We start from the raw sequence: 22891 nt of genomic DNA, 5'->3' as shown, positions 1-22891 counted from the left end.
GCTGACTATGGATACTCAAACACTGGCGATTGGAAGCGGACGGATGTTCCGCTATGCCTTGGGGTCGTTGTTGCTGCTGGCCGGAATGACATTGTTGGCGGCCCAGGGCCTGGCATGGCTGGACTTGGAGCCCAGGTTGTTGCGCGCGCTCGAGGGTGGCGGGCTCTGCGCCTTGGGCACCGCGCTGGGGGCCGTGCCGGTGTTGGTCATCCGGCGCATGCCCCAGGCCGTCAGCGATTCGCTGCTGGGATTCGGTGCCGGGGTGATGCTCGCGGCCACGGCATTTTCGCTGATCGTGCCGGGCATTGCTGCGGCCGAGCAGTTGGGACTGACGCCTTGGGCCGCCAGCGGCCTTATCAGTTTCGGCATTCTATCGGGCGCGTTCGGGCTGTATCTAGTGGACCGCAAAGTCTGCGCCTGTCCCGAAAGGCTGGTCGCTGCGCCAGGCCGGCCGATCATTGCGCCGCGGATCTGGTTGTTCGTGTTTGCCATCATCGCCCACAACATTCCCGAAGGCATGGCGGTGGGGGTGTCGGCGGGCGGCGGCATGCCGGATGCCGACAGCCTGGCGATGGGCATCGCCTTGCAGGATGTACCCGAAGGGCTGGTGATCGCGCTGGTGCTGGCTGCGGCGGGGATGTCGCGGGCCAGGGCGTTCCTGATTGGCGCGGCGTCAGGGTTGGTCGAGCCCGTGTTCGCGCTGCTGTGCGCCTGGTTGGTGAGTCTGGCCGAGATGCTCTTGCCCCTGGGGCTCGCGTTGGCGGCCGGGGCGATGTTGCTGGTGGTGACTCACGAGGTTATTCCCGAATCCCGTCGCAATGGTCACGAGAAACTGGCGAGCCTGGGCCTGTTGGTGGGGTTTTGTCTGATGATGGTGCTGGATACGGCGTTGGCGTGACAAACGGCAGGCATCTAGGGTGATGTGATTTATCTGTGGCGAGGGAATCTGTGGGAGCAAAGCTTGCTCGCGATCCAGGCACCTCGGTTTTCTGAGTTACCGAGTCGCCTTCATCGCGAGCAAGCTTTGCTCCCACAAATGAATTCCCTTGCCACAATAAATCCGCCTTGGGATTTGGTCAGTTATTCGCCTTCGTCGAAGTATCTGTTGATCAGGTCCACCAGGGCATCCATCGCCTCCTGTGCCTGTTCACCTTCGGTGTGCAGGTGGATCTTGGTGCCCTTGCCAGCGGCGAGCATCATCATCGCCATGATGCTTTTACCGTCGACCGCAGTCTCGGGTGTGCGGCCAACCCTGATGGTGGTGTCCTTGAACTGGCCTGCGACTCCGACGAACTTGGCCGACGCTCGGGCATGCAAACCCAGCTTGTTGATGATTTCAATTTCCTGAGCAGGCATCGCGATGTGAATCCTTTAGCTGAGGTCGCGGTGGCGAACCTGGACGTTCTTCAGGGATTGTTGCAGGAGTTGACCCAGGCGTTCGGTCAGGTAGACGGAGCGGTGATGGCCGCCGGTACAACCGATGGCGATCGTGACATAGGCGCGGTTGCTCGCGGCAAAGCGGGGCAGCCATTTGAGCAGGTAGCTGGAGATGTCCTGGTACATTTCTTCGACATCCGGCTGGGCGGCCAGGTAGTCGATCACCGGTTGGTCGAGCCCGGACTGCGCGCGCAATTCCGGCTTCCAATAAGGATTGGGCAGGCAACGCACGTCGAACACCAGGTCGGCATCGACGGGCATGCCACGCTTGAAACCGAACGACTCCACCAGGAACGCCGTGCCCGGCTCGGGTTGGTTGAGCAGGCGCAGCTTGATCGTGTCACGCAACTGATACAGGTTCAGGTGCGTGGTGTTGACCTTCAGGTCCGCCAGGTCGGCAATCGGCCCCAGTAGCTGGCTTTCATCCTCGATGGCTTCGGCCAGCGAACGGTTGGCGTTGCTCAGTGGGTGGCGCCGGCGGGTTTCGGAAAAACGCTTGAGCAGTGTCTCTTCATCGGCATCCAGGTACAGCACGTCACACTGGATATGCCGGCTGCGCACTTCCTCGAGCAGTTCAGGAAAACGCGACAGGTGGCTTGGCAGGTTGCGCGCATCGATGGACACCGCCACCAGCGGCTGCGCCAGCTCGGTGTGGATCAGGGCGCGCTCGGCCAGTTCCGGCAGCAGGCCGGCGGGCAAATTGTCGATGCAATAGTAGCCGCTGTCCTCAAGCACGTTGAGGGCCGTGCTTTTACCGGAGCCGGAGCGGCCACTGACAATGATCATGCGCATTTTTAATGACCGTTCTGCTCGTCCAGGACAACCTGGTACAAAGCTTCGTTACTCGGTGCGCTGCGCAGTTTTTCGCGCACTTCCTTGCGGTCCAGCATGCTGGCAATCTGGCGCAGCAGCTCAAGGTGCGCATCGGTCGCCGCTTCCGGTACCAGCAATACAAACAGCAGGTCGACCGGGGCGCCGTCGATGGCGTCGAAATCTATAGCGGTTTCAAGGTGCAACAGCGCGCTGATCGGCGCGGCACAACCCTTGAGACGGCAGTGGGGAATGGCGATGCCGTTGCCAAAACCGGTGGAACCGAGTTTTTCACGGGCAACCAATGCCTCGAAGACGTCCTGCATTTCCAGATCCGGTACCTCGCGGTGGATCAGGTTGGCAATGTGTTCGAGGGCTTTCTTCTTACTGCCGCCCGGCGCGTTCACCTGGGAACGGCCGGGGGTCAGGATGGTTTCTAGTCGGATCATGGATTGGGGGGGTTAACGACCGGTTGCGCCCTGGAGGAGGCTCTGGGTCTTTTCCTTATGCTTTTTGAGTTGGCGATCCAGCTTGTCGGTCAGCAGGTCAATCGCGGCATACATGTCTGTGTGCTCTGCGTTGGCAACCACTTCTCCGCCGGGGATATGCAGCGTGGCTTCGATTTTCTGCAGCAGCTTCTCGACGTTCATCGTGACTTGCACGTTGGTGATCTTGTCGAAATGCCTTTCCAATCGGTCGAGTTTTTCGCCGATGTAGGTGCGCAGGGGTTCGGTCACTTCCAGTTGGTGTCCACTGATGTTGACTTGCATACAGCTTCTCCTTCGTTGCCAGTGCATAAAGCGGCAGGCAGAAATGCCTGCCACTGGAACGCTGTGGCGTGGCCTGTTACATCAACCGCTTGCGTTCGCTCGAAGGCGCGATCCCGAGGGATTCGCGGTATTTGGCGACGGTACGGCGGGCCACCTGAATGCCTTGTGCCTCCAGTAAACCAGCGATCTTGCTGTCACTCAACGGCTTTTTCTGATTTTCCGCAGCTACCAGTTTTTTGATGATCGCGCGGATGGCCGTGGACGAGCATTCGCCGCCTTCGGAGGTGCTGACGTGGCTGGAGAAAAAGTATTTCAATTCATAGATACCCCGAGGGGTATGCATGAATTTCTGGGTGGTTACCCGGGAAATCGTCGACTCGTGCATGCCCACTGCCTCGGCAATGTCATGCAGGACCAACGGTTTCATCGCTTCATCGCCGTACTCCAGGAAGCCGCGCTGATGCTCGACGATCTGGGTGGCAACTTTCATCAGGGTTTCGTTGCGGCTTTGCAGGCTCTTGATGAACCAGCGCGCTTCCTGCAACTGGTTGCGCATGAAGGTGTTGTCGGCGCTGGTGTCGGCACGCTTCACAAAGCCGGCGTACTGGGCGTTGACCCGCAGCTTGGGCACCGACTCCTGGTTGAGCTCCACCAGCCAGCGATCATTGTGCTTGCGCACGATCACGTCGGGGACCACGTATTCGGGCTCGGTGGATTCGATCTGCGAGCCGGGGCGCGGGTTGAGGCTCTGCACCAGTTCGATGACCTGGCGCAGCTCATCTTCCTTGAGCTTCATGCGACGCATCAGTTGGCTGTAGTCGCGGCCGCCCAACAGGTCGATGTAATCGGTGACCAGTCGCTTGGCCTCGGCCAGCCATGGTGTCTTGGCGGACAACTGGCGCAGTTGCAGCAACAGGCACTCGCCCAGGTTGCGGGCACCGATGCCGGCCGGTTCGAACTGCTGGATGCGATGCAGGACGGCTTCGATCTCGTCCAGCTCGATGTCGAGCTCGGGGTCGAAGGCTTCCAGGATTTCTTCGAGGGTCTCGTCCAGGTAGCCCTGGTTGTTGATGCAGTCGATCAGGGTCACGGCGATCAGGCGATCGGTGTCGGACATCGGCGCCAGGTTCAACTGCCACAGCAGGTGGCTTTGCAGGCTTTCGCCAGCAGAGGTACGGGTGGTGAAGTCCCACTCGTCGTCATCGCTGCTCGGCAGGCTGCTGGCGCTGGTCTGGTAGACGTCTTCCCAGGCCGTGTCCACGGGTAGTTCGTTGGGGATGCGTTCGTTCCATTCGCCATCCTCGAGGTTGTCCACCGTCGGGGCGGTTTCCTGGTAGGCCGGTTCCGGGATTTCGGTGTTGGTCTTCTGCTCGACGTTGTCGGCCAGCGGATCGGTGTTGTCGAAGTCGTCGCCTTCTTCCTGGCGTTCGAGCATCGGATTGGACTCCAGGGCCTCCTGGATTTCCTGTTGCAGGTCCAGGGTCGACAATTGGAGCAGGCGGATGGCCTGTTGCAGCTGCGGTGTCATCGTCAGCTGCTGGCCCATTCTCAAGACTAGCGATGGTTTCATGGCAGGGGCTTAACACCTTATTAGCCGGCGCACATGCGCCATCCACTACAGGGCGCCGAGGCGCCAAACTTAAGCAAATTATATGCCTGAAACTGAAGTGTTTGCCTAGAGCGTCGCCATAATAAAATTAAACGACGCTCGGACAATTCGCCAGACACTTGTGCTTACAGGCGGAACTCATGGCCCAGATACACTTCCTTGACCAGGTCATTGGCCAGGATGGCTGCGGAGTCGCCTTCGGCGATCAGCTGGCCGTCGTTGACAATGTAGGCGGTTTCACAGATATCCAGCGTCTCGCGCACGTTGTGGTCGGTGATCAGCACGCCGATCCCCTTGGCCTTGAGGTGATGGATGATCTGCTTGATGTCGCCTACCGAGATCGGGTCCACGCCGGCGAACGGTTCGTCGAGCAGGATGAACTTCGGTGCGGTGGCCAGGGCGCGGGCGATTTCCACGCGACGCCGCTCGCCACCGGACAGGCTCATGCCCAGGTTGTCGCGAATGTGGCTGATGTGGAATTCCTGCAGCAGGCTTTCCAGTTCCTGGCGACGACCGGCCTTGTCGAGTTCCTTGCGGGTCTCGAGGATCGCCATGATGTTGTCGGCAACCGACAGTTTGCGGAAGATCGACGCTTCTTGCGGCAAATAGCCGATACCTGCCTTCGCCCGGCCGTGCATTGGCTGGTGGCTGACGTCCACGTCGTCGATCAGTACGCGACCCTGATCGGCCTGGACCAGGCCGACGATCATGTAGAAGCAGGTGGTCTTGCCCGCGCCGTTGGGGCCGAGCAGGCCGACGATCTGGCCGCTGTCGATGGACAGGCTGACATCACGCACGACTTGACGGCTCTTGTAGCTCTTGGCCAGGTGCTGAGCTTTCAGAGTTGCCATTACTGGGCCTTCTGCTCGTCGGTTTTCTTTTTCGGTTGGATCACCATGTCGATCCGCGGACGCGACTCGGTCACCTTGCTGCCGGTGGCGCGACCGGCGCTGGCCAGCTTCTTGACTGTGTCGTAGACGATTTTTTCGCCTTGGGTGACGTTGTTGTCCTTGTCGACGACCTTGGCGCGGTCGATCAGGACCACGCGATCCTGGGCGGCGTGGTACTGGATGGTTACCCCGTAGCCCTGCACTGGCTTGGTATCGCCTGCGGTTTGCAGTTGCTCGAAATAGGCCAGGTTGCCCACCGAAGTCACCACGTCGATGTCGCCGGACGGGGTGCGGGTGATGGTCACGGTATTGCCGGTGACCTTCATCGAGCCCTGGGTGATGATCACGTCGCCTTTATAGGTGGCGACGCCATTCTTGTCGTCGAGCTGGGCATCGTCGGCCTGGATGCGAATAGGCTGGTTGCGGTCGTCGGGAAGAGCCCAGGCGCTCGCGCTTCCCAGTGCTGCGCCCAGACTGAGCAAAATAGGGAGGGTTTTAGCGAGCTTCATACTGTCCTCTTACGTTCGATAGCAGGTGTATCCTGCTTTCCTTCAAATACGCTTTCATTCCCGTGCCGGTCGATACACCCCCGGCGCCGTCGATTCTAACGGGTTGCTCGGTCTGCGCATATTCTTGCTGTGGGAACACGGTCATGCGCGTGCTGGTGATGATGGTCGTACGGTTTTTTTCGTCGGTTCGGGCGACGCGCACCGAGTCGATCAGTTCCACTTCGGTACCGCCGGAATTGACTTCGGCGTGCTCGCTCTGCACATGCCACGGAAACTCGGTGCCGCGGAACATGTTCAGGTCGGGCTTCGTAACCAACGTAATGTCAGTGGCTTTTACGTGGTCGACCTTGTCGGACGTCATCTCGTATTGCACCTTGCCGTCGGGCAGGTACTGCAGGGTATGCGTGTTGGTCGCGTACCAGTCGATCTTTTCCTCGACCTGGGCCGCAGGCTGGTCGAGAAACCGTTCGGGGCTGATGTTCCAGTAGCCCACCGCAGCAAAAATCGCCGCGATACAGCCGAACACCACGATGGTGCGAATCTTCTTGCTCAGCATAAATGGCTCACAGGTACGCGGCGTTGGCCGCTTCGAGGCGGCCCTGGGCGCGCAGGATCAGTTCACAGAATTCGCGGGCCGCACCTTCGCCGCCTCGCGCCGTGGTGACGCCGTGGGCGTGCTCGCGGACGAAACTGGCCGCGTTGGCGACCGCCATGCCCAGGCCGACCCGGCGAATCACCGGCAGGTCTGGCAGGTCGTCACCGAGGTAGGCCACCTGTTCATAGTTTAGGTTGAGTTGACCCAGAAGCTCGTCCAGCACCACCAGCTTGTCTTCGCGCCCCTGGTAAAGGTGCGGGATGCCGAGGTTCTTCGCGCGCCGCTCGACCACCGGGGTCTTGCGGCCGCTGATGATAGCGGTCTGCACGCCGGCGGCCATCAACATCTTGATGCCTTGGCCGTCGAGGGTGTTGAACGTCTTGAACTCGCTGCCGTCTTCGAGGAAGTACAGGCGGCCGTCGGTCAGCACGCCGTCCACGTCGAAAACCGCCAGCTTGATGGCTTGGCCGCGTTGCAACAGGTCTGTGTTCATTTACATGACTCCCGCACGCAGAAGATCGTGCATGTTCAGGGCGCCCACCGGACGGTCTTCGTCGTCGACGACCACCAGGGCGCTGATCTTGTGGTCTTCCATGATTTTCAGGGCCTCGGCGGCGAGCATCTCGGCGCGGGCGGTCTTGCCGTGGGGCGTCATGACTTGCTCGATGGTCGCACTGTGGATGTCGATGGTGCGGTCCAGGGTGCGGCGCAGATCGCCGTCGGTGAAGATTCCGGCGAGCTTGCCGTCGACCTCCAGGACCACCGTCATGCCCAGCCCCTTGCGGGTCATTTCCATGAGCGCGTCCTTGAGCAGCGTGCCGCGCAGCACTTGTGGCAACTCCTGGCCAGCGTGCATCACGTTTTCGACTTTCAGCAGCAGGCGACGGCCGAGGGCGCCACCGGGATGGGAAAAGGCGAAATCTTCCGCGGTGAAGCCCCGGGCTTCCAGCAGCGCCACGGCCAGGGCGTCGCCCATGACCAGGGCCGCGGTGGTGGAGGAGGTCGGTGCCAGGTTCAGCGGGCAGGCTTCGTGTTCGACATGAACATTGAGGTTCACTTCGGCGGCCTTGGCCAGCGGCGAGTCCGGGTTGCCGGTCATGCTGATCAACTGGATGCCCAGGCGCTTGATCAGCGGCAGCAGCGTGATGATCTCATTGGTGGAGCCGGAGTTGGACAGGGCCAGGATGACGTCGTCCCGGGTGATCATGCCCATGTCCCCGTGGCTGGCTTCGGCCGGATGGACAAAAAAGGCCGTGGTGCCGGTGCTGGCGAGGGTGGCGGCGATCTTGTTGCCGATGTGCCCGGACTTGCCCATGCCGACCACGACCACGCGGCCTTTGCTGGCCAGAATCATCTCGCAGGCGCGTACGAAATCAGCGTCGATTTGGGGCAGCAAGCCTTGCACGGCTTCGAGCTCGAGGCGGATGGTACGTTGTGCCGATTGAATCAGGTCGCTGGATTGGCTCATGTCAGAAATCGTATAGCCCGATGAAAAGGCGGCGATTATAGCGGCAATGAACAATTCCCTCACGTAAGTTCGTCATGCTTTGTTCGAGGGGCCGCAAGGTTCGACATAAAATGTGGCTTTTTACCTTAAACCAGGCTTAACAGGCGGGGCGTTGGCCTTGGGCGCTTGGCTGTTGCAGTGATATAGTTCGCCGCCGGTTCGTGTGCCCGGCGGTACCGGCGCTTGTCGGCTGCCCTGGGCATTCGAATGTGAGGCTGCATCGCAAGGAGTTTAGATGAGTGCCGACAACGCCTACGCGGTCGAGCTGAAGGGACTGTCCTTCAAGCGAGGGACGCGCAGCATTTTCAATGACATCGATATTCGCATTCCGCGCGGCAAGGTCACCGGCATCATGGGGCCTTCCGGGTGTGGCAAGACCACGCTGCTGCGGCTGATCGGGGCACAATTGCGCCCCAGCGCCGGCGAAGTCTGGGTCAATGGTCAGAACCTTCCCGAGTTGTCTCGCAGCGACCTGTTCGATGCGCGCAAGCACATGGGTGTGCTGTTCCAGAGTGGCGCGCTGTTTACCGATCTCGATGTATTCGAGAACGTGGCGTTCCCGCTGCGGGTCCATACCGAGCTGCCGGAAGAGATGATTCGCGACATCGTCCTGCTCAAGTTGCAGGCCGTTGGGCTGCGGGGCGCCCTCGACCTGATGCCCGACGAGCTGTCCGGCGGCATGAAGCGTCGGGTCGCGTTGGCGCGGGCTATTGCCCTCGATCCGAAGATCCTCATGTACGACGAGCCCTTCGTCGGCCAGGACCCGATCGCCATGGGCGTGCTCGTGCGCCTGATCCGCCTGCTCAACGATGCGCTGGGCATCACCAGCATCGTGGTCTCCCACGACCTGGCCGAAACCGCGAGCATTGCCGACTACATCTATGTGGTTGGCGATAGCCAGGTGCTGGGGCAGGGCACGCCCCAGGAACTGGCGGATTCGGACAATCCGCGCATCCGCCAATTCATGAAGGGTGATCCGGACGGGCCGGTGGCGTTCCATTTTCCGGCCACGGATTACCGTACCGATCTGCTGGGGAAGCGCTGATGCGCAAGAAATCACTATTGGAAAGAGTTCGCCTGTTCGGCCGTTCCGGCATCGATGTGGTGGCGGTACTGGGCCGTTCCTCGCTGTTCCTGATGCACGCCTTGCTCGGTCGCAACTCGACGGGCGGCGGTTTCGGCCTGCTGGTCAAGCAGTTGCACTCGGTGGGCGTGATGTCCCTGGTGATCATCGTGGTCTCCGGGATCTTCATCGGCATGGTCCTGGCGCTGCAAGGTTTCAACATCTTGTCCAGCTACGGTTCGGAGCAGGCGGTCGGGCAGATGGTTGCGCTGACGCTGCTGCGTGAGCTCGGCCCGGTGGTCACGGCGCTGCTGTTCGCCGGGCGTGCCGGTTCGGCGTTGACCGCCGAAATCGGCAACATGAAGTCCACCGAACAATTGTCCAGCCTGGAAATGATCGGCGTCGACCCACTCAAATACATCATTGCCCCGCGCCTGTGGGCCGGTTTCATTTCCCTGCCGGTGCTGGCGATCATTTTCAGCGTCGTGGGGATCTGGGGCGGCTCGTGGGTGGCGGTAGACTGGCTGGGGGTCTATGAAGGTTCCTACTGGTCGAACATGCAAAACAGCGTCGACTTCCTCGACGATGTCCTCAATGGCGTGATCAAAAGTGCCGTATTCGCTTTCGTCGTGACCTGGATCGCCGTGTTTCAAGGCTATGACTGTGAGCCCACGTCAGAGGGGATCAGCCGTGCCACAACCAAGACCGTGGTGTACGCCTCGCTGGCGGTCCTGGGCCTTGACTTTATTCTGACCGCCTTGATGTTTGGAGATTTCTGATGCAAAACCGCACCCTGGAAATCGGTGTCGGCCTTTTCTTGCTGGCTGGCATCCTGGCTTTGCTGCTGCTGGCCCTGCGGGTCAGTGGGCTGGCGCCGACGGCAAGCACCGATACTTATAAACTTTATGCAAACTTTGACAATATCGCCGGTTTGACGGTCAGAGCCAAAGTGACCATGGCCGGTGTCACCATCGGCAAGGTCACGGCAATCGATCTGAATCGCGAGGATTTCACCGGTCGGGTGACGCTGCAGTTGGAAAAGCGCGTGGATAACCTGCCGACTGATTCCACTGCATCTATCCTCACGGCTGGGCTGCTGGGTGAGAAATACATTGGCATCAGCGTGGGTGGGGAAGATACCGTGCTCAAGGACGGTGGCGTTATCCACGACACGCAATCATCCCTGGTGCTCGAGGACCTGATCGGTAAATTCCTGCTCAATACCGTTAGCAAAGACGCCAAATGAGGAGCTTTTGAATGATCTCTATCTTGCGACGTGGCTTGTTGGTGCTGCTCGCCGCGCTGCCGTTGATGGCTAACGCCGTGGCTGCGCCTTCGGCCCATGACATCATCCAGGACACGACGACCCGGCTGTTGGCGGACCTTTCCGCCAACAAAGAGAAATACAAGCAGGACCCGAGCGCGTTCTATGACGCGCTGAACGGCATCGTCGGCCCCGTGGTGGACGCCGACGGCATCTCCAAGAGCATCATGACCGTCAAGTACTCGCGCAAGGCCAGCCCGGCGCAGATGACCCGGTTCCAGGAGAACTTCAAGCGCAGCCTGATGCAGTTCTATGGCAACGCCTTGCTTGAATACAACAACCAGGGCATCACCGTTTCGCCGGCCAAGGACGAAAGCGGCACCCGCACCAGCGTCGACATGCAGGTCAAAGGCAACAACGGCGCGATCTACCCTGTCTCCTACACACTCGAGAAAATCAACGACGAGTGGAAGGTGCGCAACGTGATCATCAATGGCATCAACATCGGCAAGCTGTTCCGCGATCAGTTCGCCGACGCGATGCAGCGCAATGGCAACGACCTGGACAAGACCATCAACGGTTGGGCCGGTGAGGTCGCCAAGGCCAAGGAAGTGGCCGAAGATGCCAAAGAGAAGCAGGCACAATGATCGAGTCGGTGAGTGAGTCCGCCGTTCGTCTGGGTGAGGCTGGCGTGCTAATGCTCAGTGGCGTGCTGGATTACCGCACCGGCCCGGCCCTGCGCAAGGAGGGCCAGGCGCTGATCAAGTCCGTCAGTGCCGCCGAGGTGGTCATTGACTGCTCGGCGGTGCAGAAGTCCAGCAGCGTCGGCCTGTCGCTGCTGCTGTGCTTCATGCGGGACGCCAAGGCAGCCGGCAAAACGTGGAGCATCCGTGGGATGCCCGAAGATATGCGCGAAATAGCCCAGGTCAGCGAGCTGACCGAGTTGTTGGCGCACCCCTGAGCCACATTGTTGGAAAAGTCCCCCCGTCAGAGTCCTGCTTCGCGGGGTTCGCAGGCGCGGGGCTTTTTTGTATGATGTGCGACCCGCGCGCACAGGGCGCCGATTGAGGTTGAGCATGCAGGCTGTAGAAGTGAAGAGCTTCCTAGAAGGAAAGCTGCCTGGTACGCAGGTGGAAGTTGAAGGCGAAGGCTGCAACTTCCAGTTGAACGTGATCAGCGATGAACTGGCGACGTTGAGCCCAGTGAAGCGTCAGCAGAGCATCTATGCCCATTTGAACCCATGGATCGCCGATGGCAGCATCCACGCGGTCACGATGAAATTTTTCAGCCGCGCGGCCTGGGCCGAGCGCACCTGAGCCCAAGGGCCTCGAGATTCTTATGGATAAACTGATTATTACCGGCGGCGTTCGTCTTGATGGCGAAATCCGTATTTCCGGGGCAAAGAACTCCGCCCTGCCGATCCTTGCCGCGACCCTGCTGTGCGATGGCCCGGTGACCGTGGCCAACCTGCCGCACCTGCACGACATCACCACGATGATCGAGCTGTTCGGCCGCATGGGCATTGAGCCGGTGATCGACGAGAAGCTCAGCGTCGAAATCGATCCACGCACCATCAAGACCCTGGTCGCCCCGTACGAGCTGGTGAAGACCATGCGTGCGTCGATCCTGGTATTGGGTCCGATGGTCGCCCGTTTCGGTGAAGCCGAAGTCGCCTTGCCTGGCGGTTGCGCCATTGGCTCGCGTCCGGTGGACCTGCACATTCGCGGCCTGGAAGCCATGGGCGCGGTAATCGACGTCGAAGGCGGCTACATCAAGGCCAAGGCGCCGGAAGGCGGCTTGCGCGGCGCGCACTTCTTCTTCGATACCGTCAGCGTGACCGGCACCGAGAACATCATGATGGCCGCCGCACTGGCCAAGGGTCGCAGCGTGCTGCAAAACGCCGCGCGCGAGCCTGAAGTGGTCGACCTAGCGAACTTCCTGATCGCCATGGGCGCCAAGATCAGCGGCGCTGGCACCGATACCATCACCATCGATGGCGTCGAGCGCCTGCATTCGGCCACCTACAAAGTGATGCCGGACCGGATCGAAACCGGCACCTACCTGGTGGCCGCTGCGGTCACCGGTGGCCGCGTCAAGGTCAAGGATACCGATCCGACCATCCTTGAAGCCGTCCTGGAGAAACTCAAGGAAGCCGGTGCCGAAGTCACCTGCGGCGAAGACTGGATCGAAGTGAACATGCACGGCAAGCGGCCAAAAGCCGTCAACGTGCGGACCGCTCCGTACCCGGCGTTCCCGACCGACATGCAGGCGCAGTTCATCTCCCTCAACGCCATTGCCGAAGGCACGGGCGCTGTGATCGAGACGATCTTCGAAAACCGTTTCATGCACGTCTACGAACTGCACCGCATGGGCGCCAAGATCCAGGTCGAAGGCAACACGGCCATTGTCACCGGCACCGAGAAGCTCAAGGGCGCGCCAGTGATGGCCACCGACCTGCGGGCCTCGGCCAGCCTGGTCATCTCGGCCCTGGTTGCCGAAGGCGATACCCTGATCGATCGCATCTACCACATCGACCGTGGCTATGAGTGCATCGAAGAAAAACTGCAGATGCTCGGCGCCAAGATCCGCCGCGTACCGGGCTAATTGGAAAGTGACTGCGCGGCGATCAGGCAAGGCGAAAACAGGCGAGGAAGCGGAGTTGACTGATTGTCAATGAGCATTCCGAGCCTGTTTTCAACGCAGTATGATCGTCGCGCAGGCACTTTCCGTGGGCACAAGGATGTGTCCGTTGATTTTGTTTCACATCGAGGGTGTTTGCACCCTCGATGTGTGTCCGGCGCCGCTTGCGACCGGGCATGAGTACCTTGATAAGGACTGACGTTTCCCATGTTGACCATCGCACTGTCCAAGGGCCGCATCCTTGACGACACCCTGCCGCTTCTGGCTGAAGCGGGCATCGTGCCGACCGAGAATCCGGACAAGAGCCGCAAGCTGATCATCCCCACGACCCAGGCCGACGTGCGCTTGCTGATCGTGCGTGCCACCGATGTGCCGACCTACGTGGAACATGGCGCCGCCGACCTGGGCGTTGCCGGCAAGGACGTGCTGATGGAATACGGCGGCCAGGGCCTGTACGAGCCCCTGGACCTGCAGATCGCCCGCTGCAAGCTGATGACCGCCGGTAAAGTTGGCGCGCCGGAGCCCAAGGGGCGTTTGCGCGTGGCGACCAAGTTCGTCAATATTGCCAAGCGTTATTACGCCGAGCAGGGCCGTCAGGTCGATATCATCAAGTTGTACGGTTCGATGGAGCTGGCGCCGCTGATCGGCCTGGCGGACAAGATCATCGACGTGGTCGACACCGGCAACACCCTGCGGGCAAATGGCCTGGAACCCCAGGATTTCATCGCCGACATCACCTCCCGGCTGATCGTCAACAAGGCTTCGATGAAAATGCAGCACGCCCGTATCCAGGCTCTGATCGATACCCTGCGCAAGGCAGTGGAATCGCGACACCGCGGCTGATTCACCTGCGCGACCTTGAGTCGCGCCCGTCTATCCGTGTCATAGCCAATTTTCTCAGGTGCCCACGCGAATGGACTGGTAGCTTAGGGCGCCTGAGCATTTGCCATTAATGAGGCCCTCGCTATGACCGCTCCCACTTCGATTCGCCGACTCAATGCTGCCGACCCGGATTTCGCACATCATCTGGATCATCTGCTGAGCTGGGAAAGCGTGTCTGACGACTCGGTCAATCAGCGGGTGCTGGACATCATCAAGGCTGTGCGCGAGCGTGGCGATGCTGCCCTGGTGGAATTCACCCAGAAGTTCGACGGCCTGCAAGTGGCGTCCATGGCCGACCTGATCCTGCCGCGCGAGCGACTGGAACTGGCCCTGACCCGGATCACCGTGCCCCAGCGCGAAGCCTTGGAAAAGGCCGCGTCCCGAGTGCGCGACTATCACGAAAGGCAGAAACAGGACTCCTGGAGCTACACCGAAGCCGACGGCACCGTGCTGGGCCAGAAGGTCACGCCGCTGGACCGCGCCGGCCTGTACGTGCCGGGTGGCAAGGCGTCCTATCCGTCCTCGGTGCTGATGAACGCCATCCCGGCCAAGGTTGCCGGCGTGACCGAAGTGGTCATGGTCGTCCCGACCCCGCGCGGTGAAATCAACGAACTGGTGCTGGCCGCCGCTTGCATCGCTGGTGTGGACCGGGTGTTCACCATCGGCGGTGCCCAGGCCGTGGCTGCGCTGGCCTATGGCACCGAAAGCGTGCCGCGGGTCGACAAGGTGGTCGGGCCGGGCAACATCTATGTCGCCACCGCCAAGCGCCACGTGTTTGGCCAGGTCGGCATCGACATGATCGCCGGCCCTTCGGAAATCCTCGTGGTGTGCGACGGCCAGACCGACCCGGACTGGATCGCCATGGACCTGTTTTCCCAGGCCGAGCACGACGAAGACGCCCAGGCGATCCTGGTCAGCCCGGACGCCGAGTTCCTCGACAAGGTCGCCGCCAGCATCGACAAGCTGCTGCCGACCATGGACCGCGCCGAGATCATCAATACGTCGATCAATGGCCGTGGCGCGCTGATCAAGGTCCGCGACATGGAGCAGGCCATCGAAGTCGCCAACCGTATCGCGCCGGAACACCTGGAATTGTCGGTCGCCGACCCGCAGGCCTGGCTGCCGCAGATCCGTCACGCCGGTGCGATCTTCATGGGTCGTCACACCAGTGAGGCCCTGGGCGACTATTGCGCAGGCCCCAACCACGTGTTGCCGACTTCCGGCACCGCGCGCTTCTCGTCGCCGCTGGGGGTGTATGACTTCCAGAAACGCTCGTCGATCATCTTCTGCTCCGAGCAGGGCGCCTCCGAACTGGGCAAGACCGCTTCGGTGCTGGCCCGTGGCGAATCGCTGAGCGCCCACGCCCGCAGCGCCGAGTACCGCATTCTTGACGAAAACTCCATTGAAGGTCAGGGGAACTGAAATGAGTAAATTCTGGAGCCCGTTCGTCAAGAACCTGGTGCCCTACGTGCCGGGCGAACAGCCGAAGCTGACCCGGCTGGTCAAGCTCAATACCAACGAGAACCCCTACGGCCCATCGCCCAAGGCCTTGGCGGCCATGCAGACCGAGTTGAACGACAACCTGCGCCTGTACCCGGATCCCAACAGTGACCTGCTGAAAGGCGCCGTGGCCCGATATTACGGCGTGCAGAGCAACCAGGTGTTCCTGGGTAATGGCTCGGATGAAGTGCTGGCGCACATTTTTCACGGTCTGTTGCAGCACGACCAGCCGCTGTTGTTCCCGGACATCAGCTACAGCTTCTATCCCGTGTATTGCGGGCTGTACGGCATCCAGTTCGATGCGGTGCCGCTGGATGAGCAATTCCGGATCGACCCGGCAGACTACGCCAAACCCAATGGCGGGATCATTTTCCCCAACCCGAACGCGCCGACCGGCTGCCTGCTGGCGCTGGAAGCGGTCGAGCAGATCCTCAAGGCCAGCCCGGATTCGGTGGTAGTGGTCGACGAGGCCTATATCGACTTCGGCGGCGAGACGGCCATCAGCCTGGTGGATCGCTATCCGAACCTGCTGGTGACCCAGACCCTGTCCAAGTCCCGCTCCCTGGCGGGGCTGCGCGTGGGCCTGGCGGTGGGCCATCCGGACCTGATCGAAGCGCTGGAGCGGATCAAGAACAGCTTCAACTCCTATCCGCTGGATCGCCTGGCGAATGTCGGCGGCGCGGCGGCGTTCGACGACCGCGAGCATTTCGACCGGACCTGCCAGTTGGTCATCGAGCACCGTGAATGGGTCGTGGCCCAACTGCAAGCCAAGGGCTTTGAAGTGCTGCCCTCGGCGGCCAACTTCATCTTCGCCCGCCACCCCCGGCACGATGCGGCAGGGTTGGCGGCGAAACTGCGGGAGCAGGGTGTGATCGTGCGGCACTTCAAACAGGAGCGGATTGCCCAGTTCCTGCGGATCAGCATCGGCACACCGGAGCAGAACCAAGCGCTGGTAGAAGCCCTCGGCGAACTCTAAACCCCTGCATTGAACCTGTGGGAGTCTGTGGGAGCAAAGCTTGCTCGCGATAGCGGTTTTGTTGTCCGTGACGACGCCATCGCGAGCAAGCTTTGCTCCCACAGTTGTTCTGCTGCGTTCACAAATCGGCATGCCACCGCCTACCCCCCCTGTGGGAGCGAGCTTGCTCGCGATGGGGCCTTTGGATCAGACCCTGAACTGATTGATCAACCGCCGCTGCTGCTCCGCCAGTTTGGTCAACCCGGCGCTGGCTGCACTGGACTCATCGGCGCCGCTGGCGACTTCGTTCGCTACTTGCCCGATGTTGATCACGTTACGGTTGATGTCATCGGCCACGGCGCTTTGTTCCTCGGCGGCGCTGGCGATCTGGGTGTTCATGTCGTTGATCACCGACACTGCCTGGGTGATCGTCTCCAGGGCCTGGGCCGCTTTCGCCGCATGCTGCACGCTTTCGTCGGTACGGTTCTGGCTGTCTTCCATCACCTGCACCACATCCCGAGTGCCTTGTTGCAACTGTTGGATCATCGTCTGGATCTCTTCGGTCGCCTGTTGCGTCTTCTGCGCCAGGTTGCGCACTTCATCGGCGACTACCGCGAAACCACGGCCCTGTTCACCGGCCCGGGCGGCTTCGATGGCGGCGTTGAGGGCCAGCAGGTTGGTCTGCTCGGCGATTCCGCGGATGGCGGTGAGGATCGCGTTGATGTTCTCGCTGTCCTTGGCCAGGGTCTGCACCACGCCCACCGCCTTGCCGATTTCCACGGCCAGGGCGCCGATGGAGGTGGAGGTGTCCCGCACGATCTGCATGCCCTGGCTGGCAGCCTGGTCTGCATGGCTGGCGGCCTGGGCGGCTTGGGTCGCGTTGCGGGCCACGTCCTGGGCGGTGGCGGTCATTTCGTGCACGGCAGTGGCGACCTGATCGATCTCCGACATCTGCTTGTGCACGCCCTGGTTGGTGCGGATCGCGATATCGGCGGTGTGCTCCGACGAATCGCTGACGCTCTGCACCGAGGTCACCACCTGGGTGATCATGCCCTGCAACTTGCTCAGGAAGGTGTTGAAGCCCCTGGCGATCGCCCCCAGTTCATCGGCGCGGTCGCTGACCAGGCGACGGGTCAGGTCGCCTTCGCCCTGGGCGATGTCATCGAGCATCGCCACCATTTGCTTGAGCGGACGGGCAATGCCGTGGCCCACCAGCCAGATCACCAGCAGCCCGATGCCGGCAATCACCAGGCCCACTATCGCCATGCCGAAGATATCGGCCTGACGCTGATGGTCGAGGTCCTTCTGCAGCGCTTGCAGGTCGGCCATGACCGCGTTCAGCGGCAGCTGCAACATCAGCGTCCAGCGGGCGTTGGTCTCGCCGATGCCGAACGGCATGTACACCTCGATATGCCCGTGTTCTTCGTCGATGTCATAGCGCACTTCGCCGGCGCCCAGCCTGGCGAGGTTATCCAGTGCACTGGCGTCCAGCAGGTCACTGGCCTTTTCCCCGAGTTTGCTCGGGTCCTTGGTAAAGGCCACCAGTCGATTGTTGCTGGAGAGCAAGGCCATTTCCCCGGCGCCGTCGTACAACTTGCCATCGGCGGCCACGAGCATGTCCTGGATGAAGTTCACCGACAGGTCGGCACCGACGATGCCCTGGAACTTGCCATCGATCATGATCGGTTCGATGAACGAGGCGAGCATGGTCATCGTGCTGCCCACGCGATAGGGCGCCGGGTCGATCACGCAGGCTTTCTTGCTGTCCTGGGAGCACAGGTAGTACTCACTGGCGCGGATGCCGGTGGAAAGCAGTTTCTGGTCGGTCACGTCGGCGAGTTTTTCCAGGCCCAGGGAGCCGTCCTGGTTACGGAACCACCACGGCAGGAAACGCCCGTTGGTTTCCATGCCCACCACCTGGCTGTTCACATAGTTGGCGTCGTCATGGTCGATGGCGTTCGGTTCCCAGGCGATGTAGGCACCGAGGATCTTCGGGTTGCGCACCACGGTTTCGCGCAACAGGCTGATCATTTGCTCGCGGGGCACCTTCAATTGCGGGTTGCCGTCCGTGCCGTTCATGCCCATCAAGGCGTTGCTGGTGGCCAGGCCGCGGGCGAGCAGCAGCGGGGCTTCCAGTTCCCGCTGGATCAGGCTCGCCTGGGTGCGGGCCAGGGCAGTGAGGCGTTGTTCGATGAGTTGTTCGAACTGCGCCTTGGTCCGCTGTTGCACCATATCCTGGGTGCGCGCGCCGGCAAACAGTGCGTACAGCACAAGGGCGGCCACCACGCTGAGCACAATGGCGCCGGCGAGGGCGGCCACGGAAAACTGGATCGATCTGAATTTCATAAAGGCTCCGGACGCGGAAATGACGTCTGGAGCCGTTATCGGCGTTTCTGTGGCGCGGCATGAGGCGCTGTTCGTCGGCTGACTGTTTTAGCTGCGTGGGTGTCGCAAATGGACTGTGTAGGGTCTGTCCGAAAAACCTGTAATCCCTCGTTCTGTATCTGGCGCCGATACAAATCAAGGCCTAGGATACGCCCACGTTTCCAGGGAGCTTCTTTTACATGAACAAGACATTGATGGTGAGTGCTCTGAGCGCGGCTCTGCTGCTCACCGGTTGCCAGTCGGTCAATACCACCAGCGGCGGAGCCGTGGGCGTGGAACGCAAGCAGTACATGTTCAGCATGCTGTCGACCGATGAGGTCAACCAGATGTACGCCCAGTCCTACCAGAAGACGATGGGTGAGGCGAAAGCCCAGGGCGCGCTGGACAAGACCAGTAACGATGCCAAGCGCATCCAGGTCATTGCCGACCGCTTGATCGCCCAGGCACCTGTGTTCCGCCCGGATTCGGCGCAGTGGAACTGGGAAGTGAACCTGATCAAGAGCGATGAGCTCAACGCCAATTGCGGTCCTGGCGGCAAGATCATGTTCTACACCGGCCTGATCGACCAGTTGAAGCTGACCGACGCTGAAATCGCCGCGATCATGGGCCACGAAATCGCCCACGCCCTGCGCGAGCACGGGCGCGAAGCGATGTCCAAGGCCTATGGCATCGAGATGGCCAAGCAGGGCGCTGGCGCCTTGTTCGGCCTGGGCCAGGACAGCCTGGCGTTGGCCGACACCGTCGCCAACTACGGCATGACCTTGCCCAACAGCCGCGGCAACGAGAACGAAGCCGACCTGATCGGCCTCGAACTGGCCGCCCGCGCCGGCTACGACCCGAACGCGGCGATCACCTTGTGGAACAAGATGGCCAAGGCCTCGGAAGGCGCACCACCGGAATTCATGAGCACCCACCCGTCCTCGAGCAGCCGTATCGCTTCGTTGCAGGCGGCGATTCCGAAGGTGATGCCGCTTTATCAGCAGGCCAAGAAGTAAGCATCGTTGTGGGAGCAAAGCTTGCTCGCGACAGGGGCGACGCAGACGTCAATCAGGCCGCGTCATCGTTTATCGCGAGCAAGCTATGCTCCCACAGTTATCCTCTGCCCAAGGTGTGACACAGGGTCAAACCCACCCACTGCTCTGCATCGCCTTGTACACCGCCACGATCGCCAGGACGAAGAATGCCGAGGCGGCCAGGCGGCGGATCAGGGTCAGGGGCAGCTTCTCGGCGGCGAAATTGCCCGCCAGGACCACTGGCACGTTGGCAATCAACATGCCCACGGTGGTGCCGATGATTACCAACCACAACTCCGGGTATTGCGCGGCGAGCATCACTGTGGCGATCTGCGTCTTGTCGCCGATTTCCGCCAGGAAGAACGCAATCAGCGTGGTCAGGAACGGTCCGAACTTGCGGGCCGTGTTTGCTTCCTCATCGTCCAGTTTGTCCGGGACCAGGGTCCACAGCGCCGTGGCCGTGAAGCTTGCCGCCAGTATCCAGTGCAACACCGCATTGGAGAAAAATCCGCTGACCCAGGCCCCCACTGCCCCGGCGGCTGCGTGGTTGGCGAGTGTTGCGGCAATGATGCCGGCGATGATCGGCCAGGGTTTGCGAAAGCGAGCGGCCAGGATAAGCGCGAGCAATTGCGTCTTGTCGCCGATTTCGGCCAGCGCAACGATAGCGGTAGGTACGAGGAGTGAGTCCAGCATCAGGAATTCCTAAAGGGGCGGGTCGACACGGCTATGACACGTACAGCCTTCCCGCCCCGGGTAAGGTGTGCGTGTCATAGGTCTTGTCAAACCCAGCGACCATCTGCGTGGACGCTTGGGCCGCATACGCCATGGTCTGCTGACCAAGTATGTTGACGTATGCCGGGCGAGCATGGCGCTCGCGGGAGACTACTCCCCTAGGACGGAGCGGATTCTGCCTAGGCAAATCCGATTGAGCAAGTGCTGTTGCCTAAAAGATTTCAACCGCGCTTGGCCCGGTAGATACGAAAGCCCTGGCCTTCGGCCTTGATGGCGCAGACGCCCAGATGTTCCTCGATCAGTGGCTGGTACTTGAGGAAACTATTGGCAACCAGCCGCAGTTCGCCGCCATTTTTCAGATGTTTGGCCGCTTTTCGCAGCAGATTCTCCGTGGCGTGGTAATCGGTGTGCACACCGACATGGAATGGTGGGTTGCTCAGGATCGCGCTCAAGCCCATCGGTGCGGCGTCGATGCCGTCACCAGTCAGCACCTCGGCCTCCAGGCCGTTGGCGGCCAGGGTCAGGCGACTGCTGGCGGCGGCAAATGCGTCCACGTCCAACAGGGTGACGGTGTTGTGCGGATAGCGCCGCTTGACCGCCGCCCCCAGTACCCCGGCACCGCAGCCAAAGTCCAGCAAATGCCCGCTGGGCAGTTTATCCAGGTGTTCCAACAGCAGCGCACTGCCGCGGTCCAGGCGACCATGGCTGAACACCCCTGGCAGGCTGATGACTTTCAGCGGGCCTTCGGCCAGGGGTAATTCGTAGGTCTGGGCCAGGCTTTCCAGTGGCGTGGCCTCGGGCGCGTTGGCGACGGTGACCTGCCACAGTTGGCAATGCCGCGCGCTGTCGAGCTTGCGTGGCTTGCCGAACGGGTTGAGCTGCTTGGACGCGCCTTCGATGCCGCTGCGTTTTTCCCCCACCAGGTACACCTCGCGCCCGGCCAGGCGCGCCGCCACGGCGTTGAGGATGTAGTCGGTCAGGTCCTTGGCCTTGGGCAGGAACACCACGGCCGTGTCGAACCCACGCTCGGGTACGTTCACGCCAAAGTGGCTGCGCTCGGGGAAGCGAGCCTCCAGCGCAGCCTGATCTCCAGCATGCCAGCACCAGCCATGAGCCTCGGGCAAACGGCCGAGCAGGTCATCGGCGGGCAGGCCGGCCAACAACACCGAACCCTGGAATAACTCGGCCTGACGAAGCAGTACTTCACTGCGCGGATCCATGGTCTGCTCCTTGAAAAAAAGTGCGGCAGTTTATCAACTGACGACACGCCGCGCTGTACCGCTGAAAAAGCCCTGGGCGTTTTCGCTCATTTGCCCGACGATCCGTTGCCGCGCCTCGCGGCTGCCCCAGGCGTTATGTGGCGTGACGATCAACCGCGGAATATCGCCGGCCAGCAGCGGGTTGCCTTGGGTCGGTGGCTCCACGCTGAGCACGTCGGTAGCGGCGCCCCCCAAGTGACCGCTGCGCAGGGCTTCGGCCAGGGCCTGTTCGTCGATCAGGCCGCCACGGGCGGTGTTGACCACGAATGTACCGGGCTTGAGCAGCGCCAGTTCGCGGGCGCCGATGAAGTTCCGGGTGTGCTCATTGAGCGGGCAGTGCAGGGTCAACGCATCGACTTGCGGCAACAACTGTTCCAGCGGCAAGCGGTCGGGGCGGGCCGGGCGCCCGGGGATCTGCCCCAGCAGCACACGCATGCCAAAGGCTTCGGCCAGCCGCCCGACGGCACTGCCCAATTCACCATGGCCCAGCAAGCCCAGGGTCTTGCCTTCCAGTTCGACAATCGGATAGTCCAGCAGGCAGAACTGCGAAGCCTGTTGCCAGCGACCGTCACCCACCGCTTTTTGATAATCGGCCAGGCGCGTCGCCAGGTTCAGCAACAGCATGATCGTATGTTGGGCCACTGACGGTGTGCCATAGCCCTGGCAATTGCACACGGTGATGCCGTGGCTGCGGGCGGCGGCCAGGTCGACATTGTTGGTGCCGGTGGCGCTGATCAGGATCAGCTTCAGTTCGGGGCTGGCCGCCATGGCCTGTGCATCGATCACGATCTTGTTGGTGATCGCCACGGTGGCGCCCTTGAGCCGCTCGATGACCTGGTCCGGCGTGGTCCGGGCGAACAGTTGCAGGTCGCTGAAGCAGTTGCGCAGCGGGCCCAGGTCCAGATCGCCGAGGTCCAGGGAAGGGTGGTCGAGGAAGACTGCGCGGGCGGTGTTCGTCATCAGCTGTACCTTTTATGTGAAGAACCGAAGGCGTAATGTGGCGAGCCTATCAGATGTGTGTGGGAGCAAGCTTTGCTCCCACACAGCCCCCTCACTGCACAGTTGATGTTT

26 protein-coding genes, 1 pseudogene and 1 riboswitch are annotated in these 22891 nt (G+C 61.4%); of the genes and pseudogenes, 12 read left to right on the top strand and 15 right to left on the bottom strand.

The window, feature by feature from the left end:
* Positions 1-7: 7 nt before the first annotated feature.
* Positions 8-898 (top strand): ZIP family metal transporter, encoded by an 891-nt coding sequence (locus tag F7R20_RS14320; RefSeq protein WP_003197841.1) that lies wholly within the window; start codon positions 8-10, stop codon positions 896-898.
* 182 nt (positions 899-1080) lie between these two features.
* On the opposite strand, the gene F7R20_RS14315 is transcribed toward F7R20_RS14320, so the two are convergent.
* From F7R20_RS14315 to F7R20_RS14270, 10 genes are all read right to left on the bottom strand, one after another.
* A complete protein-coding gene (locus F7R20_RS14315; RefSeq protein ID WP_003197843.1) occupies positions 1081-1356 on the bottom strand; it encodes an HPr family phosphocarrier protein in 276 nt (91 codons plus the stop codon).
* Between the two features lie 15 nt (positions 1357-1371).
* The gene (gene rapZ / locus F7R20_RS14310) at positions 1372-2229 is read right to left on the bottom strand and encodes an RNase adapter RapZ (RefSeq protein WP_003197845.1); all 858 of its coding nucleotides are present in this window, start codon (positions 2227-2229) and stop codon (positions 1372-1374) included.
* A 2-nt stretch (positions 2230-2231) separates the two neighbouring features.
* Positions 2232-2696, bottom strand: coding sequence for a PTS IIA-like nitrogen regulatory protein PtsN (ptsN, locus tag F7R20_RS14305; RefSeq protein ID WP_003197847.1), 465 nt, complete (start codon positions 2694-2696; stop codon positions 2232-2234).
* Between the two features lie 12 nt (positions 2697-2708).
* The gene (gene hpf, locus F7R20_RS14300; protein ID WP_003178005.1) at positions 2709-3017 is read right to left on the bottom strand and encodes a ribosome hibernation-promoting factor, HPF/YfiA family; all 309 of its coding nucleotides are present in this window, start codon (positions 3015-3017) and stop codon (positions 2709-2711) included.
* A 76-nt stretch (positions 3018-3093) separates the two neighbouring features.
* Complete coding sequence (locus tag F7R20_RS14295; RefSeq protein WP_003197849.1) at positions 3094-4587, bottom strand: RNA polymerase factor sigma-54; 1494 nt, start codon at positions 4585-4587, stop codon at positions 3094-3096.
* A 164-nt stretch (positions 4588-4751) separates the two neighbouring features.
* Positions 4752-5477, bottom strand: a complete 726-nt coding sequence (lptB, locus tag F7R20_RS14290; protein WP_003197851.1) for an LPS export ABC transporter ATP-binding protein — start codon at positions 5475-5477, stop codon at positions 4752-4754.
* A complete protein-coding gene (gene lptA / locus F7R20_RS14285) occupies positions 5477-6025 on the bottom strand; it encodes a lipopolysaccharide transport periplasmic protein LptA (protein ID WP_003197852.1) in 549 nt (182 codons plus the stop codon). The genes lptB and lptA overlap by 1 nt, the downstream gene beginning before the upstream one ends.
* Positions 6012-6581: an LPS export ABC transporter periplasmic protein LptC gene (gene lptC / locus F7R20_RS14280; RefSeq protein ID WP_003197854.1), complete on the bottom strand. Its 570-nt coding sequence runs from the start codon at positions 6579-6581 to the stop codon at positions 6012-6014. Before lptC ends, lptA begins: the two co-directional genes overlap by 14 nt.
* Positions 6582-6588: 7 nt before the next feature.
* Entirely contained in the window at positions 6589-7113 is a 525-nt protein-coding gene (locus F7R20_RS14275) for a KdsC family phosphatase (protein WP_003197856.1), read from the bottom strand.
* Positions 7114-8088: a KpsF/GutQ family sugar-phosphate isomerase gene (locus F7R20_RS14270; RefSeq protein WP_003197857.1), complete on the bottom strand. Its 975-nt coding sequence runs from the start codon at positions 8086-8088 to the stop codon at positions 7114-7116.
* 274 nt (positions 8089-8362) lie between these two features.
* On the opposite strand from F7R20_RS14270, the gene F7R20_RS14265 reads away from it, so the two are divergent.
* The 10 genes from F7R20_RS14265 (at position 8363) to hisC (ending at position 16452) form a co-directional block, all read left to right on the top strand.
* The gene (locus F7R20_RS14265) at positions 8363-9172 is read left to right on the top strand and encodes an ATP-binding cassette domain-containing protein (protein WP_003197859.1); all 810 of its coding nucleotides are present in this window, start codon (positions 8363-8365) and stop codon (positions 9170-9172) included.
* On the top strand, positions 9172-9969 hold the full coding sequence (mlaE, locus tag F7R20_RS14260; protein WP_003197860.1) for a lipid asymmetry maintenance ABC transporter permease subunit MlaE: 798 nt from the start codon (positions 9172-9174) through the stop codon (positions 9967-9969). The genes F7R20_RS14265 and mlaE overlap by 1 nt, the downstream gene beginning before the upstream one ends.
* Positions 9969-10436 (top strand): outer membrane lipid asymmetry maintenance protein MlaD, encoded by a 468-nt coding sequence (gene mlaD / locus F7R20_RS14255; RefSeq protein ID WP_003178020.1) that lies wholly within the window; start codon positions 9969-9971, stop codon positions 10434-10436. Before mlaE ends, mlaD begins: the two co-directional genes overlap by 1 nt.
* 11 nt (positions 10437-10447) lie before the next feature.
* Positions 10448-11101: an MlaC/ttg2D family ABC transporter substrate-binding protein gene (locus tag F7R20_RS14250; RefSeq protein ID WP_003197862.1), complete on the top strand. Its 654-nt coding sequence runs from the start codon at positions 10448-10450 to the stop codon at positions 11099-11101.
* A gap of 8 nt (positions 11102-11109) precedes the next feature.
* On the top strand, positions 11110-11415 hold the full coding sequence (locus F7R20_RS14245) for an STAS domain-containing protein (RefSeq protein WP_003197864.1): 306 nt from the start codon (positions 11110-11112) through the stop codon (positions 11413-11415).
* Between the two features lie 115 nt (positions 11416-11530).
* The gene (locus F7R20_RS14240) at positions 11531-11770 is read left to right on the top strand and encodes a BolA family protein (RefSeq protein ID WP_003197866.1); all 240 of its coding nucleotides are present in this window, start codon (positions 11531-11533) and stop codon (positions 11768-11770) included.
* A gap of 22 nt (positions 11771-11792) precedes the next feature.
* Entirely contained in the window at positions 11793-13058 is a 1266-nt protein-coding gene (gene murA, locus F7R20_RS14235; protein ID WP_003197868.1) for a UDP-N-acetylglucosamine 1-carboxyvinyltransferase, read from the top strand.
* Positions 13059-13301: 243 nt separating this feature from the next.
* Entirely contained in the window at positions 13302-13937 is a 636-nt protein-coding gene (gene hisG / locus F7R20_RS14230) for an ATP phosphoribosyltransferase (RefSeq protein ID WP_003197870.1), read from the top strand.
* Positions 13938-14060: 123 nt separating this feature from the next.
* Positions 14061-15398 (top strand): histidinol dehydrogenase, encoded by a 1338-nt coding sequence (gene hisD, locus F7R20_RS14225; protein ID WP_003197871.1) that lies wholly within the window; start codon positions 14061-14063, stop codon positions 15396-15398.
* Between the two features lies 1 nt (position 15399).
* The gene (hisC, locus tag F7R20_RS14220; protein ID WP_003197873.1) at positions 15400-16452 is read left to right on the top strand and encodes a histidinol-phosphate transaminase; all 1053 of its coding nucleotides are present in this window, start codon (positions 15400-15402) and stop codon (positions 16450-16452) included.
* A 186-nt stretch (positions 16453-16638) separates the two neighbouring features.
* Here the strand turns inward: hisC and F7R20_RS32300 are convergent, their stop codons facing one another.
* Together F7R20_RS32300 and F7R20_RS32295 are read right to left on the bottom strand one after the other, a co-directional pair.
* Positions 16639-17382 carry a methyl-accepting chemotaxis protein gene (locus F7R20_RS32300; protein WP_373366792.1) on the bottom strand — a complete coding sequence of 248 codons (744 nt, stop codon included), beginning with the start codon at positions 17380-17382 and terminating at the stop codon, positions 16639-16641.
* Between the two features lie 114 nt (positions 17383-17496).
* Positions 17497-17697 (bottom strand): annotated as a pseudogene (locus tag F7R20_RS32295) (HAMP domain-containing protein); the annotation flags it as partial.
* A gap of 1298 nt (positions 17698-18995) precedes the next feature.
* On the opposite strand from F7R20_RS32295, the gene F7R20_RS14210 reads away from it, so the two are divergent.
* Positions 18996-19811 (top strand): M48 family metallopeptidase, encoded by an 816-nt coding sequence (locus F7R20_RS14210; protein WP_003197877.1) that lies wholly within the window; start codon positions 18996-18998, stop codon positions 19809-19811.
* A 126-nt stretch (positions 19812-19937) separates the two neighbouring features.
* Here the strand turns inward: F7R20_RS14210 and F7R20_RS14205 are convergent, their stop codons facing one another.
* The 3 genes from F7R20_RS14205 to F7R20_RS14195 all read right to left on the bottom strand — a co-directional run bounded on the left by F7R20_RS14205 (position 19938) and on the right by F7R20_RS14195 (position 22780).
* Positions 19938-20522 (bottom strand): TMEM165/GDT1 family protein, encoded by a 585-nt coding sequence (locus tag F7R20_RS14205; RefSeq protein WP_003197879.1) that lies wholly within the window; start codon positions 20520-20522, stop codon positions 19938-19940.
* Positions 20523-20610: 88 nt separating this feature from the next.
* Positions 20611-20733, bottom strand: a riboswitch (yybP-ykoY riboswitch).
* Between the two features lie 49 nt (positions 20734-20782).
* Positions 20783-21781, bottom strand: a complete 999-nt coding sequence (locus tag F7R20_RS14200; RefSeq protein WP_003197881.1) for a class I SAM-dependent methyltransferase — start codon at positions 21779-21781, stop codon at positions 20783-20785.
* Positions 21782-21814: 33 nt separating this feature from the next.
* Positions 21815-22780 (bottom strand): 2-hydroxyacid dehydrogenase, encoded by a 966-nt coding sequence (locus F7R20_RS14195; RefSeq protein WP_003197883.1) that lies wholly within the window; start codon positions 22778-22780, stop codon positions 21815-21817.
* Positions 22781-22891 lie beyond the last annotated feature (111 nt).

The organism is Pseudomonas brassicacearum subsp. brassicacearum (assembly GCF_008801605.1).
Lineage (GTDB): Bacteria > Pseudomonadota > Gammaproteobacteria > Pseudomonadales > Pseudomonadaceae > Aquipseudomonas > Aquipseudomonas brassicacearum.
This window is presented reverse-complemented; position numbering and strand designations above follow the sequence as displayed.